16 protein-coding genes and 1 pseudogene are annotated in these 15,540 nt (G+C 62.1%); 7 read left to right on the top strand and 10 right to left on the bottom strand.

From position 1 onward, the window contains the following. Positions 1–108: 108 nt before the first annotated feature. Positions 109–1,410 carry a hypothetical protein gene (locus J7E36_RS18510; protein WP_215005897.1) on the top strand — a complete coding sequence of 434 codons (1,302 nt, stop codon included), beginning with the start codon at positions 109–111 and terminating at the stop codon, positions 1,408–1,410. A gap of 94 nt (positions 1,411–1,504) precedes the next feature. Continuing rightward, positions 1,505–3,007, top strand: coding sequence for a sodium/proton antiporter NhaB (nhaB, locus tag J7E36_RS18505; RefSeq protein ID WP_215005894.1), 1,503 nt, complete (start codon positions 1,505–1,507; stop codon positions 3,005–3,007). 142 nt (positions 3,008–3,149) lie between these two features. Here the strand turns inward: nhaB and J7E36_RS18500 are convergent, their stop codons facing one another. The 3 genes from J7E36_RS18500 to gnd are packed head-to-tail and all read right to left on the bottom strand — an operon-like array spanning position 3,150 to position 6,465. Continuing rightward, on the bottom strand, positions 3,150–3,971 hold the full coding sequence (locus tag J7E36_RS18500) for an HAD family hydrolase (protein WP_215005879.1): 822 nt from the start codon (positions 3,969–3,971) through the stop codon (positions 3,150–3,152). After that, complete coding sequence (zwf, locus tag J7E36_RS18495; protein ID WP_215005876.1) at positions 3,968–5,488, bottom strand: glucose-6-phosphate dehydrogenase; 1,521 nt, start codon at positions 5,486–5,488, stop codon at positions 3,968–3,970. The genes J7E36_RS18500 and zwf overlap by 4 nt, the downstream gene beginning before the upstream one ends. After that, positions 5,485–6,465, bottom strand: coding sequence for a phosphogluconate dehydrogenase (NAD(+)-dependent, decarboxylating) (gene gnd / locus J7E36_RS18490; RefSeq protein WP_215005873.1), 981 nt, complete (start codon positions 6,463–6,465; stop codon positions 5,485–5,487). The genes zwf and gnd overlap by 4 nt, the downstream gene beginning before the upstream one ends. Positions 6,466–6,740: 275 nt before the next feature. Here gnd and J7E36_RS18485 point away from each other — a divergent pair, with 275 nt between their 5' ends. Both J7E36_RS18485 and J7E36_RS18480 read left to right on the top strand, forming a co-directional pair. Further along, complete coding sequence (locus tag J7E36_RS18485) at positions 6,741–6,914, top strand: DUF6026 family protein (protein WP_215005871.1); 174 nt, start codon at positions 6,741–6,743, stop codon at positions 6,912–6,914. Between the two features lie 321 nt (positions 6,915–7,235). Beyond that, positions 7,236–8,975 (top strand): phosphoethanolamine transferase CptA, encoded by a 1,740-nt coding sequence (locus J7E36_RS18480; protein WP_215005868.1) that lies wholly within the window; start codon positions 7,236–7,238, stop codon positions 8,973–8,975. Between the two features lie 28 nt (positions 8,976–9,003). Here the strand turns inward: J7E36_RS18480 and J7E36_RS18475 are convergent, their stop codons facing one another. The 4 genes and pseudogenes from J7E36_RS18475 to J7E36_RS18460 all read right to left on the bottom strand — a co-directional run bounded on the left by J7E36_RS18475 (position 9,004) and on the right by J7E36_RS18460 (position 11,954). Beyond that, entirely contained in the window at positions 9,004–9,498 is a 495-nt protein-coding gene (locus J7E36_RS18475; protein ID WP_215006007.1) for a GNAT family N-acetyltransferase, read from the bottom strand. A 58-nt stretch (positions 9,499–9,556) separates the two neighbouring features. Continuing rightward, positions 9,557–10,678, bottom strand: a complete 1,122-nt coding sequence (zapE, locus tag J7E36_RS18470; protein WP_215005865.1) for a cell division protein ZapE — start codon at positions 10,676–10,678, stop codon at positions 9,557–9,559. A 165-nt stretch (positions 10,679–10,843) separates the two neighbouring features. Next, entirely contained in the window at positions 10,844–11,185 is a 342-nt protein-coding gene (locus tag J7E36_RS18465; protein WP_215005863.1) for a nuclear transport factor 2 family protein, read from the bottom strand. 51 nt (positions 11,186–11,236) lie between these two features. Further along, positions 11,237–11,954: pseudogene (locus J7E36_RS18460) on the bottom strand (helix-turn-helix transcriptional regulator). Positions 11,955–12,092: 138 nt separating this feature from the next. On the opposite strand from J7E36_RS18460, the gene J7E36_RS18455 reads away from it, so the two are divergent. Beyond that, on the top strand, positions 12,093–12,563 hold the full coding sequence (locus J7E36_RS18455) for an LEA type 2 family protein (protein WP_215005860.1): 471 nt from the start codon (positions 12,093–12,095) through the stop codon (positions 12,561–12,563). 1 nt (position 12,564) lies between these two features. Here J7E36_RS18455 and J7E36_RS18450 read toward each other — a convergent pair whose 3' ends face one another. Continuing rightward, entirely contained in the window at positions 12,565–13,488 is a 924-nt protein-coding gene (locus J7E36_RS18450; RefSeq protein WP_215005857.1) for a carbon-nitrogen hydrolase family protein, read from the bottom strand. Positions 13,489–13,573: 85 nt separating this feature from the next. On the opposite strand from J7E36_RS18450, the gene J7E36_RS18445 reads away from it, so the two are divergent. Beyond that, positions 13,574–14,515: a LysR family transcriptional regulator gene (locus tag J7E36_RS18445; protein WP_215005855.1), complete on the top strand. Its 942-nt coding sequence runs from the start codon at positions 13,574–13,576 to the stop codon at positions 14,513–14,515. On the opposite strand, the gene J7E36_RS18440 is transcribed toward J7E36_RS18445, so the two are convergent. Continuing rightward, a complete protein-coding gene (locus J7E36_RS18440; RefSeq protein WP_039591001.1) occupies positions 14,487–14,741 on the bottom strand; it encodes a hypothetical protein in 255 nt (84 codons plus the stop codon). The two genes, J7E36_RS18445 and J7E36_RS18440, sit on opposite strands and share 29 nt — an antisense overlap. A gap of 160 nt (positions 14,742–14,901) precedes the next feature. Between J7E36_RS18440 and J7E36_RS18435 the strand changes: the two genes are divergently transcribed. Then, positions 14,902–15,219, top strand: a complete 318-nt coding sequence (locus tag J7E36_RS18435) for a DUF883 family protein (protein WP_215005852.1) — start codon at positions 14,902–14,904, stop codon at positions 15,217–15,219. A 147-nt stretch (positions 15,220–15,366) separates the two neighbouring features. On the opposite strand, the gene J7E36_RS18430 is transcribed toward J7E36_RS18435, so the two are convergent. Then, the coding region (locus tag J7E36_RS18430) for a glycine zipper domain-containing protein (RefSeq protein WP_215006005.1) at positions 15,367–15,540 on the bottom strand (174 nt) is incomplete at its 5' end.

The following is a 15,540-nucleotide window of genomic DNA, read 5'->3' as shown; positions in this document are numbered from 1 at the left end:
CGTATCTTTAGGACATGACAGTTGTGCACTGTCCCATTCAGGGATTGAATATTGCCCTCATGCAGTCGTCGCCCTTTCGGGCCGGTCGACGCGCAAGGAGAGGCATGCATGCCCGATCAATCCGCGTTTGCGCTCCCCCGGGCTGCGGCCCATGCAGGACAGCTTGACCCAGGCTTCGCCGACAACGGCAAGGCCTGGGTTCATTTCGAAGGCAGCCTATCGAGCCTGATCACCAGCCTGACCCTGGACCACGCCGGTCGGATCCTGATCGCAGCCAGGATCGAGACACCCCACGGCCGCCGTTTCGGGCTGGCCCGACTCAACCCTGACGGCTCGATCGATCCCGGCTTCGGCAGCTGCGGCTGCGGCTGCGGCTGTGTCATCGACACGTTCGAGGACGGCTTCGAAGCAACGGCAGGCAAGGTGATCGCGTTGCCCGATGGGCAGATCCTGCTCTGCGGCCTGCACTACGAAAACAACAACCACACCCTGCCCGCCCTGGCCCTGTTCGATCAACACGGTGGAGCGGTCCAGCACTTCGGCACCGCTGGCCGACGGATCATCCGACTCTGTGGCAACCTGTCCCAAGGCCTGCGCGATCCCTGGCTGCCGCCCGGCGTACCCGGCCTTGAAGCCTGTGACATGCAAGTACAGGCCGATGGCCGGATCCTCTTGCTGGCCAACCACCACTTTCAATTGTCCGACCATGTCGGCGTGCTGATCCGGTTGCAGCGGGACGGCGAACTGGACAACACCTTCAACGGACGCGGCTTTGTGATGGTCCGGCGCCTGCTGAAAAACACCTGGCTGGGCTGCCTGGCGCTCCAGGCTGACGGCCAGATCCTGGTCGGCGGCACCATCGATCTGCCCCAGCATGGCTTGATCGCGCGCTACGACACCCACGGCAACCTCGATGACCGTTTCGGCGAAGACGGCTTCCTGTCGATCCTGGCCCAGGATCACAGCGTGATGGTCAGCCAGATCGTCCAGCATGCAAACGGTGACTTGCAGGCGTTCGGCAGCAGCCGCGATCCGATGCATAGCCTGTCGCTGAAAATGTGCCCCGATGGCAAGCCGGATCGCCACAGCAACCAGGGCCAATGCCGGCTCCTGGAGATCGGGCGCAGCCCCAGCCAGTGGACAGCCGCCCAGGTGCAGGCAGATGGGAAGCTGCTGACCGCCGGAGCCACCCTTGGCGGCATCGAGGCTGATTTCGTGTTGGCCCGGCACTTGCCGGACGCCAGCCTCGATCCGGATTTCGGCCAGGGCGCTGGCTGGGTCCGCACGCGTCTGGGCTACAGCCTGGACACCGCCACGTCCCTGGCGATCCAGGCCGATGGAAACATCCTGGTGGGGGGCTACTCGCTCCATGGCAACTGTCGCGCGGTGGTGGCCCGGTATTGGGGATGAACCCGTCACGATGGTTGAGCGGTATTGATGGCTGCGCTTGATATTCCGGATTTGTTACGGCAAGTTGCGCGCTTCTCATTTAAAGGAGCAGCCGATGTCCGGTTCAATGGCTCAGGCTTTCGCGCACAACTTTCTGGGGAATTCCCCGCGCTGGTACAAGGCGTGCATCATCACCTTCCTGATTCTCAACGCCGTGGTGCTGTGGACGCTGGGCCCGGTCGTGGCTGGCTGGATGCTGGTGCTGGAATTCATCTTCACCCTTGCCATGGCCCTCAAATGCTACCCGCTGATGCCGGGCGGCCTGTTGCTCGTGGAAGCCCTGGTGCTGGGCATGACCACGCCCAAGGCGCTGTACGACGAACTGCTGCATAACTTCCCGGTGATCCTGCTGCTGATGTTCATGGTGGCGGGCATCTACTTCATGAAGGGCCTGCTGCTGTTCCTGTTCTCGCGCCTGCTGCTGGGGGTGCGCTCCAAGGCACTGCTGGCCCTGATGTTCTGTTTTCTCTCGGCGTTCCTCTCGGCGTTTCTCGATGCGCTGACCGTCACGGCAGTGATCATCAGCGCCGCCGTGGGTTTCTATTCGGTGTATCACCGCGTGGCCTCGGGCAATGACCCGCGCCAGGACAGCAGCATCGATGAAGACCATGATTTGCCGACCCTGCACCATGCAGACCTGGAGCAGTTCCGGGCGTTCCTGCGCAGCCTGCTGATGCATGGCGCCGTGGGCACCGCCTTGGGCGGCGTCTGCACCCTGGTGGGTGAACCGCAGAACCTGCTGATCGGGCACGAGATGGGTTGGCACTTCATGGAGTTCTTCATGCAAGTCGCGCCGGTGTCGCTGCCCGTGCTGGTCGCCGGGCTGGTGACCTGCGTGGCGCTGGAAAAACTGCGCGGGTTCGGCTACGGCACGCTGCTGCCGGATAACGTACGGGCGGTGCTGGCCGACTACGCCGAACAAGACAACCGCGAACGCACCTCACGCCAGCGGGCGGCCCTGATTGTGCAAGGCATCGCCGCGTTGATCCTGATCGTCGGGCTGGGGCTGCACATCGCCGAGGTCGGCCTGATCGGCCTTATGGTCATCGTGTTGATCACCGCGTTCACCGGCATCACCGACGAACACCGCCTCGGCAACGCGTTCAAGGAGGCCATGCCGTTCACCGCGCTGCTGGTGGTGTTTTTCGCGGTGGTGGCGGTCATTCACGATCAGCAACTGTTCACGCCATTGATCCAGTGGGTTCTGGCCCTGCCGGCCAATCAGCAACCGGGGATGCTGTTCATCGCCAACGGCCTGTTGTCGGCCATCAGCGACAACGTGTTCGTCGCGACCATCTACATCACCGAAGTGAAGCAGGCATTCGTGTCCGGGCACTTGAGCCGCGAGCAGTTCGAAACCCTGGCGGTGGCCATCAACACCGGCACCAACCTGCCCAGCGTCGCCACGCCCAATGGCCAGGCGGCCTTCCTGTTCCTGCTGACCTCGGCCATTGCCCCGCTGATCCGCTTGTCCTATGGGCGGATGGTCTGGATGGCGGTGCCTTATACGGTGGTGATGGGAGGGTTGGGCTGGTATGCGGTGACGTACTGGTTATAAAAGAGCTCTGAGGAGTGAAATACCTGTGGGAGCGAGCCTGCTCGCGATGGCGGTGTGTCAGACAGTGCAACTTCAGCTGATATACCGCCATCGCGAGCAGGCTCGCTCCCACAGGGGTGTGTATTTACAGGTTGTGCGTAGGTTATTCAGGCAGGATGTAGCGCTCGATCGCCAGCGCCGCGCCATCTTCCGTGTTGGCGGCGGTGATGACATCAGCCTGACGCTGGATCGATTCTTCTGCCTGCCCCATGGCAATCGACAATCCCGCGCGATGGAACATTGCCGGGTCGTTGCCCCCGTCCCCCATGGCGGCGGTCTGCTCCAGGGGCACGTCGAGGAACTCGGCCAGCGTGGACAATGCCTCCCCCTTGTTGGCTTCCATCGCCGTGACGTCCAGGTAGATCGGCTGCGAGCGCGATACCTGGGCCTGGCCCTTGAGCAGCGGCTGCAGGCGCGCTTCCAGCTCAACCAGCAAGTCCGTGTTGGGGCTGGTGGCGACGATCTTGTCGATGCGCTCAAGGTACGGCTCGAAACTCTTGACCTGCACCGGCGGGTAACCCAGGCCGCGGGTTTCCACCGGCACCATGGGCCCGTGGGCGTCGAGCACCAGCCAGTCGCCATCGGCAAACACCCAGACCTCGATGCCGGACTGTTCGGCATACAGGCCCAGGGTGATCAGCGCCGCCTCGGGTGGCAAGTAATGCACGGCGAGGAAGCTGCCGTCGGGGCGCACCAGCGTACCGCCATTGAAGGCCGCGGTGGGCAGGTCGACACCCAGGGCCTCTATGTACTGCAACATCGCCCGGGGCGGCCGCCCGGTCGCGAGGCTGAACAGCACGCCAGCCTCGCGCAATGAACGCACCGCGTCGATGGTGCGCTGGTTGAGGCTGTGGTCGGGCAGCAGCAAGGTGCCGTCCATGTCACTGAGCAAAAAGCGGATGGGGTGTTTCAATGGACCACTCATCCGAGGCCATGCCAGACGCGACCGTCGCGCATCAACAGGTCATCGGCGGCCGCCGGGCCATCTTCACCGGCCTTGTAGGCCTGGACCGTCGCGTCCTGCTGCCAGGCGTCGAGGAAGGGTTGCACCGCGCGCCAGCCGTTTTCAATGTTGTCGGCGCGCTGGAACAGGGTCTGGTCGCCGGTCAGGCAATCGTAGATCAGGGTTTCGTAACCCGTGGACGGCTGCATTTCGAAGAAGTCCTTATAGGCAAAGCCCAATTCTATGTTCGCCATGTCGAGGGCCGGCCCCGGCCGCTTGGCCAGCAGGTCGAACCACATGCCTTCATTGGGCTGGATCTGGATTCTCAGGTAGGTCGGCTGCAATTCGTCGACTTCGGTGTCGCGAAATTGCGCATAAGGCGCCGGTTTGAAGCAGATGACGATTTCGGTGTCGCGCACGCTCATGCGCTTGCCGGTGCGCAGGTAGAACGGCACGCCCACCCAGCGCCAGTTGTCGATCATGACCTTGAGGGCGACGTAGGTTTCGGTGCTGCTGTCGGCGGCCACGTTAGGTTCCTGGCGATAGCCGTTCACTGCCTTGCCGCCGAGTTCACCGGCGGCGTACTGGCCACGGACCGAATTGGCGCGAGCCTGTTCCACCGACCAGGGCCGGATCGCCCCGACGACCTTGGCCTTTTCCCCACGCACCGCATCGGCTCCAAAGGCCGCCGGCGGCTCCATGGCCACCATCGCCAGGAGCTGGAAGAGGTGATTGGGCACCATGTCCCGCAGGGCGCCGGTGTGTTCATAAAAACTGCCACGGGTTTCCACGCCGACGGTTTCGGCGGCGGTGATCTGCACGTGGTCGATGTAGTGGTTGTTCCAGAACGCCTCGAACAGGCTGTTGGAGAAACGGCTGACCAGAATGTTCTGCACCGTCTCCTTGCCCAGGTAATGGTCGATCCGGTAGATCTGTTTTTCACTCATGACCTTGAGCAGGCAGGCGTTCAACGCTTCGGCCGTGTGCAGGTCGGAGCCGAACGGCTTTTCGATCACCACGCGCCGAAAGGCATCCTCCTGCTCCTGAAGCAGCCCGGCCGCACCGAGGCGACTGACCACTTCACTGAAAAAACGTGGCGCGGTCGCCAGGTAGAACACCGCATTGCCCGTGCCGCTGGCCGCGATTTTCGCCGCCAGTGCCTGGTACGTGCCGTCATCGAGGAAGTCACCCTGCACGTAACTGATGCCCCGGGCCAGGCTGGCCCACAATTGCGGGTCGAGGGCTCGCTGGGCATCGCCGCCCTTGCTCGCCGCTTCGTTACGGATGAAGTCCTCGAGTTTCCTGGCAAAGTCCACATCACTGATAGCGTTGTGGTCGACGCCGACAATCCGCAGCCCATCGCCCAGCAGACCGTCACGACTGAGGTGGTACAGCGCCGGCATCAGCAGGCGCTTGACCAGGTCGCCATGGGCGCCGAACAGGAACAACGTGGTCGGCGGTGCAGGTTCTGCCTTGGATTTGCTGCCGATCGAGGTCATTTTTTCGGAACCTCCACGTGGCCGCCGAAGCCGAAACGCATGGCCGAGAGCATTTTGTCACCGTAGGTGCTTTGCTGGCGCGAGCGGAAACGGGCGAACAGCGAACTGGACAGCACTGGCACCGGCACCGCCTGTTCGATGGCCGCCTCGATGGTCCAGCGCCCTTCACCGCTGTCGGCGACTTCACCGGAAAAACCGTCCAGTTTCGGATCGCTGGCCAATGCATCGGCGGTCAGGTCAAGCAACCAGGACGAGACCACGCTGCCACGACGCCAGACCTCGGCGATATCGGCGACGTTCAGGTCAAAACGCTGTTCCACTGGCAAGCTTTCGCTGGCTTTGGTCTTGAGGATGTCAAAACCTTCGGCAAACGCCTGCATCATTCCGTACTCGATGCCGTTGTGGATCATCTTGACGAAATGCCCGGCACCCGCCGGGCCCGCGTGGATATAGCCGCGCTCGGCGCGGTCATCGTCGGACTTGCGGTCGCGGGTGCGCGGGATGTCACCCATGCCCGGCGCCAGGCTGTCGAACAACGGGTCCAGGCGCTTCACCACCTCGGCGTCGCCGCCGATCATCATGCAGTAACCGCGCTCAAGGCCCCAGACGCCGCCGGAGGTGCCGACGTCGATGTAGTGCAGGCCCTTTTCCAACAAAGCCTGGGCGCGGCGCATGTCGTCCTTGTAGTACGTGTTGCCGCCGTCAATGATCACATCACCCGGCTCAAGCAGGTCGCCGAGCACGGTGATGGTGGTTTCGGTGGGCGCGCCGGCCGGCAGCATGACCCAGACCGCCCGCGGCTTCTCCAGGGCGGCGACCAGCGCCGGCAGGTCGGCGACGCCCGTGGCGCCTTCCTGGCTGAGGTTTTCGATAAACGCGGCATTGCGGTCATAGACCACCGTGGCATGCCCATTGAGCATCAGGCGCCGCGCAATATTGCCGCCCATGCGGCCCAGTCCAATGATCCCGAGTTGCATGTGCTGATGCTCCCTACTACAAATAAAGGTAAGTCAAAGGTTTAGCTCAAACGACGAGTGGAGGTTAGTCCAGAGCATTGCAGCATAGTTTCCGGGTAATTCGAGCGATCACAAGGGATAACGCTTCCTTCCCCGGCCAAAGGCAAAGCGACCATGAAAAATAAAAAAGTTCCAATCACAGGCAAAAGAAATCAGAATCGCCGCCGATAGTAGAGGTGTCGACCAAATACTGGCGACATCTCTATAGTTGATGTACGCCATTTGCGAGGTGAGCAATGGGCCCTGTCGTTACCGCACGTCCTCCCCAAACCCTTTATGTGACCATTCGTCGCGATGAATTGCGCCTCCTCAAGGAGGAGCGTGATCTGCTGCTCGATGAAGTGACGCAACTGCGCATGCAGCTGCAACACGCCCAGCTGTCCCATCAGAGCCAGGCTGTGGCTCGGTAAGCGTTCCAGAGACATCAGCGCGAGGAGGTGGCATTGACTGAACAATGTCACTTCCCAAGCAGACAGATACCCCCGTGCCGAGTGAGCTTGGGCCCGCTCGGTTGAGCAGTAACTGCCCTACCAGCAGCCGCTGCGCGACCCAGCGGGCGCAAGCTCCCCCGTCACGCTGGAATGGCGTCCAAGCCACCCATTTATAAGCAGAAAACTCACAAAGTTTTCACAAGCGGCTCGCGATAATTCCGGCCTTCAAGATTGCTCGGCGCATGCCTGCTGTCACCGATCCGGTGCTGATAGCTTCGTCGATAACGGCTGGAGTATTTGATGAGTTTGTTCAAACGCAGCAAAACGACTGCGAAAGGTTTCGACTGGGCCGGACTCGGCTGGCTGTTCCTGTTCTTCTGGTATTTCTCGGGCATCACCCAACTGCTCATCCTCCTGAGCAATACGTCCGGCTTCACCGGGTTCCGTCAAGCGTTCGTGATCAGTGCCCTGTGGCTGGCGCCCGTGTTGCTCTTCCCTGCCCGCACCCGCCTGCTCGCTGCACTGATCGGCCTCGTGCTGTGGGCGTGTTCCATGGCAAGCCTGGGTTACTTCTTCATTTACCAGCAGGAGTTTTCCCAGAGCGTCATCTTCATCATGTTCGAATCGAACGTGGCTGAAGCCGGCGAGTACATGACCCAGTATTTTGCCTGGTGGATGGTACCTGCGTTCCTCGCTCACACCCTGGTTGGCTACCTGCTCTGGACCCGCCTGCGCCCGGTCTATCTGCCCCGTGGCCAAGCCATGGTAGCGGCGCTGGTCATCGTGATGGCCGTGGTCGGCTATCCACTGATCAAGCAGACCCAACGCACTGGCAGCTTCGCCGGTGGCCTGGAGAAATTCGAAGATCGCATCGAGCCGGCCGTGCCATGGCAGATGGTAGTGGCGTATCGTCGCTACGGCGAACAGCTGGAAAACATGCAGGGCATGTTGCACAGCGCCAGCAAGATCGCGCCCCTGCGTAACCTCAAGGATGCCATGGCCGACCAGCCGGCGACCCTGGTGTTGGTGATCGGCGAATCGACCAACCGCCAACGCATGAGCCTCTACGGCTACCCGCGCGAAACCACACCGGAGCTGGACAAGCTCAAGGACCAGCTCGCGGTGTTTGACAACGTCATTACCCCACGCCCCTACACCATCGAAGCGCTGCAGCAGGTGCTGACGTTTGCCGACGAGGAAAGCCCGGACCTGTACCTGAGCACCCCATCGCTGGTCAGCATGATGAAACAGGCCGGCTACAAGACCTTCTGGATCACCAACCAGCAGACCATGACCAAGCGCAACACCATGCTCACGACCTTCTCCCAGCAGGCCGATGAACAGGTGTATCTGAACAACAACCGCAACCAGAACGCCGCGCAGTACGACGGCGATGTGATCGAGCCGTTCAACAAGGCCCTGGCCGACAGCGCCCCGCGCAAGTTGATCGTGGTGCATCTGCTCGGCACCCACATGAGCTACCAGTACCGGTACCCGCCGACGTTCGACAAGTTCACCGACCGCCAGGGCGTGCCAGCCGGGGTACGTGACGATCAGGTTCCGACTTACAACAGCTACGACAACGCGGTGCTGTACAACGACTTCGTGGTGTCCAGCCTGATCAAGGACTACGCCAAGAGCGACCCCAACGGTTTCCTGCTGTACCTGTCGGACCACGGTGAAGACGTCTTCGATTCCCAGGGCCATAACACCCTGGGACGCAACGAAGCCAAGCCGACCGCGCCGATGTACACCATCCCGTTCATGGCCTGGGCCTCGCCGAAATGGCGCGAAAGCCATGACTGGAACTTTGCCGGCGACCTGTCACGGCCCTACAGCAGCTCGCACCTGATTCACACCTGGGCCGACATGGCGGGCCTGAGTTTCGACGAACTGGACCACAGCAAGAGCCTGGTCAGCGATCAGTTCAAGGCGCGCCCGCTGCTGATTGGCAACCCGTATGAAAGCCAGCACAAAGGGCTGATCGACTTCAGCCTGATAAAGCCCAAGGCGCCAGCGGCTGCCGTTGTGCAGCAATAACCGTAACCGGTGAGGATACAGCCCGCTTCTACAGGGGCTTGATCCAGAACAGCATGCGGCCGTGGGCCGGGTCGAACATGCCGGCGGCAAAACCGAATTTGGCATAGCTCGCCTGGGCCACGGCGTTGCCTTCCAGCACCTCCAGGGTGATCTTGCAGCAACCACGCTGGCGGGCGATGTCCTCGACCTTCTGCAACATCTTCTGGCTCAGCCCGAGGCCGCGGAATTCCTTCATCACCGCCACGTCGTGGACATTCACCAACGGACGGCAGGCGAAGGTTGAAAAGCCTTCGAAACAATTGACCAATCCCGCCGGTTCGCCGTTGACGAAAGCCAGCACGCTGAACGCATGGGGCCGCTTGGCCAGTTCCTCGGGCAGGTGCAGCAGCACCTCCACCGGCAACGAGTGGCCGCCTCCCATCGGGTCTTCTGCATAGCCATTGAGTACATGACAGATCGCTTGCGCGTGCACCGGATTGGTGTAGCTGGCTTGCAATACCAGGATGTCCTTGGCTTCTTCCATGACGATTACCATGTCACTTCGATAGACCGACGGCTCTGGGCCGGCGGTGGGATACAGGTCAGGCGGGCTGACCAAAACGTTGTTTCTGCATTTCCTGGAGACGACTGAGCGTGCGGCGAAACGCGAATTGCAGGTAGCCTTCGGTGTACAAGTCTTCCATCGGCACCTCCGCACTCAGGTACAGCGGTACCTTGCGGTCATAGCACTCGTCGACCAAGGCAATGAAACGCCGGACACCGTCGTCGTGGACGGACAATTGTGGCAGTTCGCGGTCACCGGCCTCGACCCGCTCGACACCGTCTTCGGTGCCTCGGGCGATGCGCCCTTCGCGCTGCTCGGCGCTCAGGCTCGACACATCGCCGAGCAGGATAACGCCGAAACGGTCACACAGGGCCATGAAATCCAGCGCCGAGAACGGTTGTTCGCAGAGGTCGGCATAACGGCTCCAGAGCACCGTATCGCTGGCTCGCACCGGCTCAAGCAGACGGTGGCCGACTTCGATCGGCCCGCTGGCGAGCGCCTGCCCGGCGGCCAACTGGTCGAAGACCGCGGCCAGTGGGTCGGTTTGCGCGGGGTCGCGTACCCAATAGCGCTGCTGCACCGCGCCCGGATGCTGGCGATGGTCCTGCCAGCCATTCACCGGCACGACCTGCATGTGTTGCTTGATTGCGGTGATGGTCGGCAGGAACCGCTCACGATTGTGTCCGTTGGCATAGAGTTCTTCCGGCGGCAGGTTGGATGTGCTCACCACCACCATGCCCCGTTCGAACATGACCTGGAACAACCGGCCGAGGATGATGGCGTCGCCAATGTCGCTGACAAACAACTCGTCGAAACACAGCACCCGCACTTCTGCGCTCAACTCCCGGGCCAGGGCCTGCAACGGGTCCGGCGTGCCGGTCAGCTGGAACGAACGCTGGTGCACCCACGCCATGAAATGATGAAAGTGCTGACGGCGTGCGGGCACCTTGAGGCTCTCGTAGAAACGATCCATCAGCCAGGTCTTGCCACGGCCCACCGGGCCCCAGAGATAAACACCCTTGATCGACTTGCGCCCCTCGTGCAACGCCTTGTGGCATTGCTCCAGGGCCATGATGGCCAATTCCTGGGCTTCGTCCTGGACGAAGCCGTGGTGTTCGATGGCGTACTGCCAGGCAGTCAAGGGGGAGTCGTGTGTCATACGGCTCAGGTCCGGGGGATGAAGGACCGGAGTATGCATGAAACATACTACCTATGGGAGCAAGGCTTGCCCGCGATAAAGCTGACACGGTTCAGCCTGAAAACCGGGGTGCCTGTATCGCGGGCAAGCCTTGCTCCACAAATATCCTCACAGCATTCAGGCAACCTAAACCGAAATATCCAACCGACTGATCTTCCCTTGCTCATCGAGCCGGAAGGTATAGCGCAGCTCCAGCGGGCTGCCGGGGAAGGTACCGGAAATCAGGTTCTGCACCAGCACCTTGCCGGTACGCTGCTGCACATTGAGCACCTCCACCCGTGGCTGGTACCGCTGGGCGGTGTCCTCCATCCATTGGGCGATGGCCTGGACGCCGACACGGTGCTGGCCTTCATCGAACACGTTGGCATCGTCGGCGAAGAACCGCGTCACCGCCGAACTGTCACGGGCATTGGCGGCGGCAATGTAGCCGGCGATGGCCGGGGCCAGGGAAGAGACGGGATTGGACATGGCAAGGCTCCTTGTTTTATCGATCTGGCACTATGCTAGAACAGCGTTGTGTCAGTTTTTGTCAGGAGTGAAACGTCCGGTTTCGTCCAGCTGCATCAGCGTAAACCAGGCGCGCAACAGATCACTGCGGCGGCCCGGATAACGCTCGCCCTGCTCGGTGGCCGAGGCAATCCGGTCGGTGCGAAAGGTCCGGTAGGCGCCACGCAATTCGCACCAGGCCACCACCACCCGTGCCTCATTGAAAAAGCCCAGGGCCAGCGGCCAGATCAGCCGTTGGCTGGGGGTTTTATTCACGTCGGCATAATCGATGTGCAGCTTGGCCTGGGTGCGGATGGCTTGGCGGTACACATTCAGTTCCACGGTGTTCTGCGGGTAGCCATAGCCCGGCGGCCCCGGCAACACCGTGGGGTTGCGCAAGGCATCCCGAACGTCGGGCGCGAGCACTGCGGCGACCTTCGCCAACGCGTCGGTGGCGGCCTTGCCCAGCACGTCGTCGCCGCGCTGATCCACGTAGCGCAAACCCAGCACGATGGCCTCGATTTTCATCGGCGGTGAACATCAGCGGCGGCAGGAACAGGCCGCTGCGCAACACATAGCCTATGCCCGCCTCGCCCTGGATCGGCGCGCCGAGGGCGGTCAATTCGGCAATGTCGCGATACAACGTGCGCTCGGACACGTTCAGTTCGACCGCCAGGGCCGCGGCCGTGACCGGGCAACGCTTGCCTCGCAAGACTTGCAGCAAAGTGAGCAGCCGAGTGGTACGCGACACGATGGGTGATCCGGGAAGCAAATAATTGCCGCAGATTAGCAGAGGCTGGTGTCAGAAAATGGCAGGAGCCAACACCTTTATGGCGGACACCCGTGGCGAGGGTTATCGTGCCTCTTATTTAATCGCGAGCGTTTGATCATGCGCAGAATCCTCGGCTTGTCCCTTTTAATGATATTGCTCAACCTCAGCGCCTGCGCGCTGTTCCCGCACCGCGACCCGCTGAACATCAACGTGGTCGGCATCGAGCCGCTGCCCAGCCAGGATCTGGAGATGCGCTTTGCCGTGAAGCTGCGCTTGCAAAATCCCAACGAAACCACCATTGACTATAACGGCGTGGCGTTGGAGCTGGAGGTCAACGGCCGCGAATTGGCCTCCGGGGTCAGCGACCAGACCGGCTCGATCCCACGGTTTTCCGAAGCGATCGTGAGCATCCCGGTGAGCATTTCGGCGTTTTCCGTGCTGCGCCAGACCTTGGGCCTGAGCCAGACCCAAAGCCTGGATAACCTGCCCTACGTGCTCAAGGGCAAGCTCGCTGGCGGGCTGTTCGGGACGATGCGCTTCGTTGACCGCGGCACCCTCGATTTGCGCGGTTCCACCGCCACGTGGTGAATCACTGCGTGAAACGCACCCCCGGCCTGGCGCGCTCATCCACCACCAGTTCGAAGACGTCCGGCCGGGCGTAGTGCCCAACCACGTCGTAGTCGTAGCGCGCCCGCACCAGTTCATCGGTATCGATTTCAGCGGTCAGTAAACCAGCCGTGTCTTTCAATGGCCCGGCCAGTACATCACCCATGGGCCCGACAATCACGCTGCCGCCGGCGATCAGCGGGCGCTCGGCCGGCCAGTTCGCGACCTCGACGCCCAAGGCCTCTGGCGAGGCCTGGACCTGGCAGGCGCTGACCACAAAACAACGGCCTTCATGAGCGATATGGCGCATGGTCACTTGCCACATCTCCCGTTCATCCACCGTCGGTGCACACCAGACCTCCACGCCCTTGGCGTACATCGCCGTGCGCAGCAACGGCATCATGTTTTCCCAGCACACCGCCGCCCCCACGCGACCGACCTGACTGTCGATCACCGGCAGGGTCGAGCCATCGCCCTTGCCCCAGATCAGCCGCTCGGTCCCCGTGGGCATCAGTTTGCGGTGCTTGGCCACCAGGCCCGCGTCAGGCTCGAAATACAGGGCCGTGCAATACAACGTGCTGCCGGCACGCTCGATCACACCCAGCACAAGACTCGCACCCGTACGCGCTGAAAGCCCGGCCAGGGCTTCGGTTTCAACCCCGGGCACGTCAATGGCATTGGCGAAATAACGGGCAAACGCCTCGCGCCCCTCCGGCAAGCGGTAACCCAACTGGGTGCCAAACCCCTCGCCCTTGGGATACCCGCCCAGCAGCGCTTCGGGCATGACCACCAGACGGGCACCGGCCTGGCGGATAGCGTCTTCATAGGAAAGGATCTGCGCCAGGGTTTCGCCCTTGCCGCCGGGCAACGAGCCGATCTGCAGGGCAGCGACGATGGATGTGGGCATGCTTTTCAACTCCGTGATCATCAGGTGTTGCCGATTCTCATGCGTCCGCCGATCATGAATAAAGCCCCGGATGCTGCTAAACGATATGAGCCCTATGAATATCGCCGACATCGACCTCAACTTGCTGAAGACCTTCGAAGCCCTGCATGACGAATCCAGCGCCAGCCGCGCCGCCTTGCGCCTGGGCGTGACGCAGTCGGCCATCAGCGCGGCACTGCGCAGGCTGCGAAGCGTGTATGACGATCAATTGTTTATCCGCACGGGCCGGGGCCTGGCGCCGACCTTGCGGGCCAATCAATTGAAGCCGGTGATCAGCGAGGCATTGAACAAGTGCCGCCAGAGCCTGGCGATGGTCGATCCGCATGCTGGCCATTACCAGGGCCGCTCGGTCATCGTCGGGCTGTCCGACGACTTCGAGATTGCCTTTGGGCGCCGTTTGATCGAGGAAGTGGCGCAGCGCGCACCGGGCCTGCGCTTGATTTTTCGCCAGACCCACAGCCAGATCGTCGGCCTGGCCTTGATGGAGCGCCACCTGGACCTGGCGATCACCGCGGGCGGTTTCGCGCAGCGGCTGCTCAGCCGCCAGGTGTTGGGCGAAGGTGATTACGCGTGCCTGGTGGACCCGGCCAGCCTGACCGAAGCACAGCAGACCCTGAGCCTGGAAGCGTTCGTTGCCCGGGAGCATCTGCTGGTGTCGTCGGGTGGGTTTATCGGCATCACCGATGAAGGGTTGGCCGGGCTCGGGCTGAGCCGGCGGGTGTGCGCCTCGACCACCCATTTTGCCGCGCTGCCGTTTCTGCTCAAGGGCAGCCAGGCCGTGGCGACCATCCCGACCCATGCCGCCCGGGCCATCGCGGCCCTCAGCGGCCTGGCGCTGCTGCCCTGCCCGCTGGGCCTGCCCCGCTATCCGATCGAGCTGGGATGGCGAACCCACACACAAACGGATCCGGCCGTGCTCAAGGTGCGCGAGGCGATCAGCGCAGCCTTCGCCTGGGGATCTACTTGTTGGCCGCCATCAGGCGATTGACTTCACTTCGCACCATATTGGCGTATTCCGGCGGCGACATGCCGTCCAGTTCAGCCCGCACCCACTCGGCCCACTTGCCCTTGCGCTTGGAACGCTCGCCGAACAAGCGGGCGGCGTCGCCCTTGGCTTTACCCAAATTGTTCTGCCACAGCTCAAAGAGTCGGGATTTTTCGTCTTCCAGCGCGGCGCGCTCGGCAAGGGGCCTGTCAGCCAGATTGAAGCTCATGGGAATTACCTGTTGCGTAAATAGGCGCCATCTTACACCTTGCGCCGAATAGCCTTAACCCGCTTTCATGAAATGAGCCGGTTGTGCCTCGCCTGGCGCAACTTTTCAGTCTGCGCAACACTCAATAGTGCATTGCCATCATCCATCAGGAGTCACACACATGGCGCGTAAAAGCACCTTGCAAGCCAACGGAGAGCAGATCAAGGATCAAGCTTTCAGCGAATTGAAGGCGTTGATCGAAGAGTCGGAGAAGCTGCTCAAGAACGGTGCCGCACTGGTCGGCGAAGACGCGGAAAACCTGCGCGGCCAGATCTCGCAGAAACTGCAACAAGCCTTGGAGTCCCTCGCCAGCGCGCGGGAGCGTACCCGTCCGATGGTCGATGCCACCGAAGTGTACATCGGCGGCCACCCCTGGCAGACGGTGGCGATCTCCGCCGGGTTCGGCTTGGTGGTGGGGTTGCTGCTGGGCCGGCGTTAAGCCCCCACCTGTGGGTTAAGCCAACCCCCTGTGGGAGCGGGCTTGCTCGCGAAGGCGGTGTGTCAGCCAAACATATTTCGCATGACACACCGCCTTCGCGAGCAAGCCCGCTCCCACAGGGGGTTGGCTTAACCCACAGGTGGGGGCTTAACGCCGGCCCAGCAGCAACCCCACCACCAAGCCGAACCCGGCGGAGATCGCCACCGTCTGCCAGGGGTGGCCGCCGATGTACACTTCGGTGGCATCGACCATCGGACGGGTACGCTCCCGCGCGCTGGCGAGGGACTCCAAGGCTTGTTGCAGTTTCTGCGAGATCTGGCC

The organism is Pseudomonas fluorescens, from assembly GCF_018614775.1.
GTDB lineage: Bacteria > Pseudomonadota > Gammaproteobacteria > Pseudomonadales > Pseudomonadaceae > Aquipseudomonas > Aquipseudomonas fluorescens_BY.
This window is presented reverse-complemented; position numbering and strand designations above follow the sequence as displayed.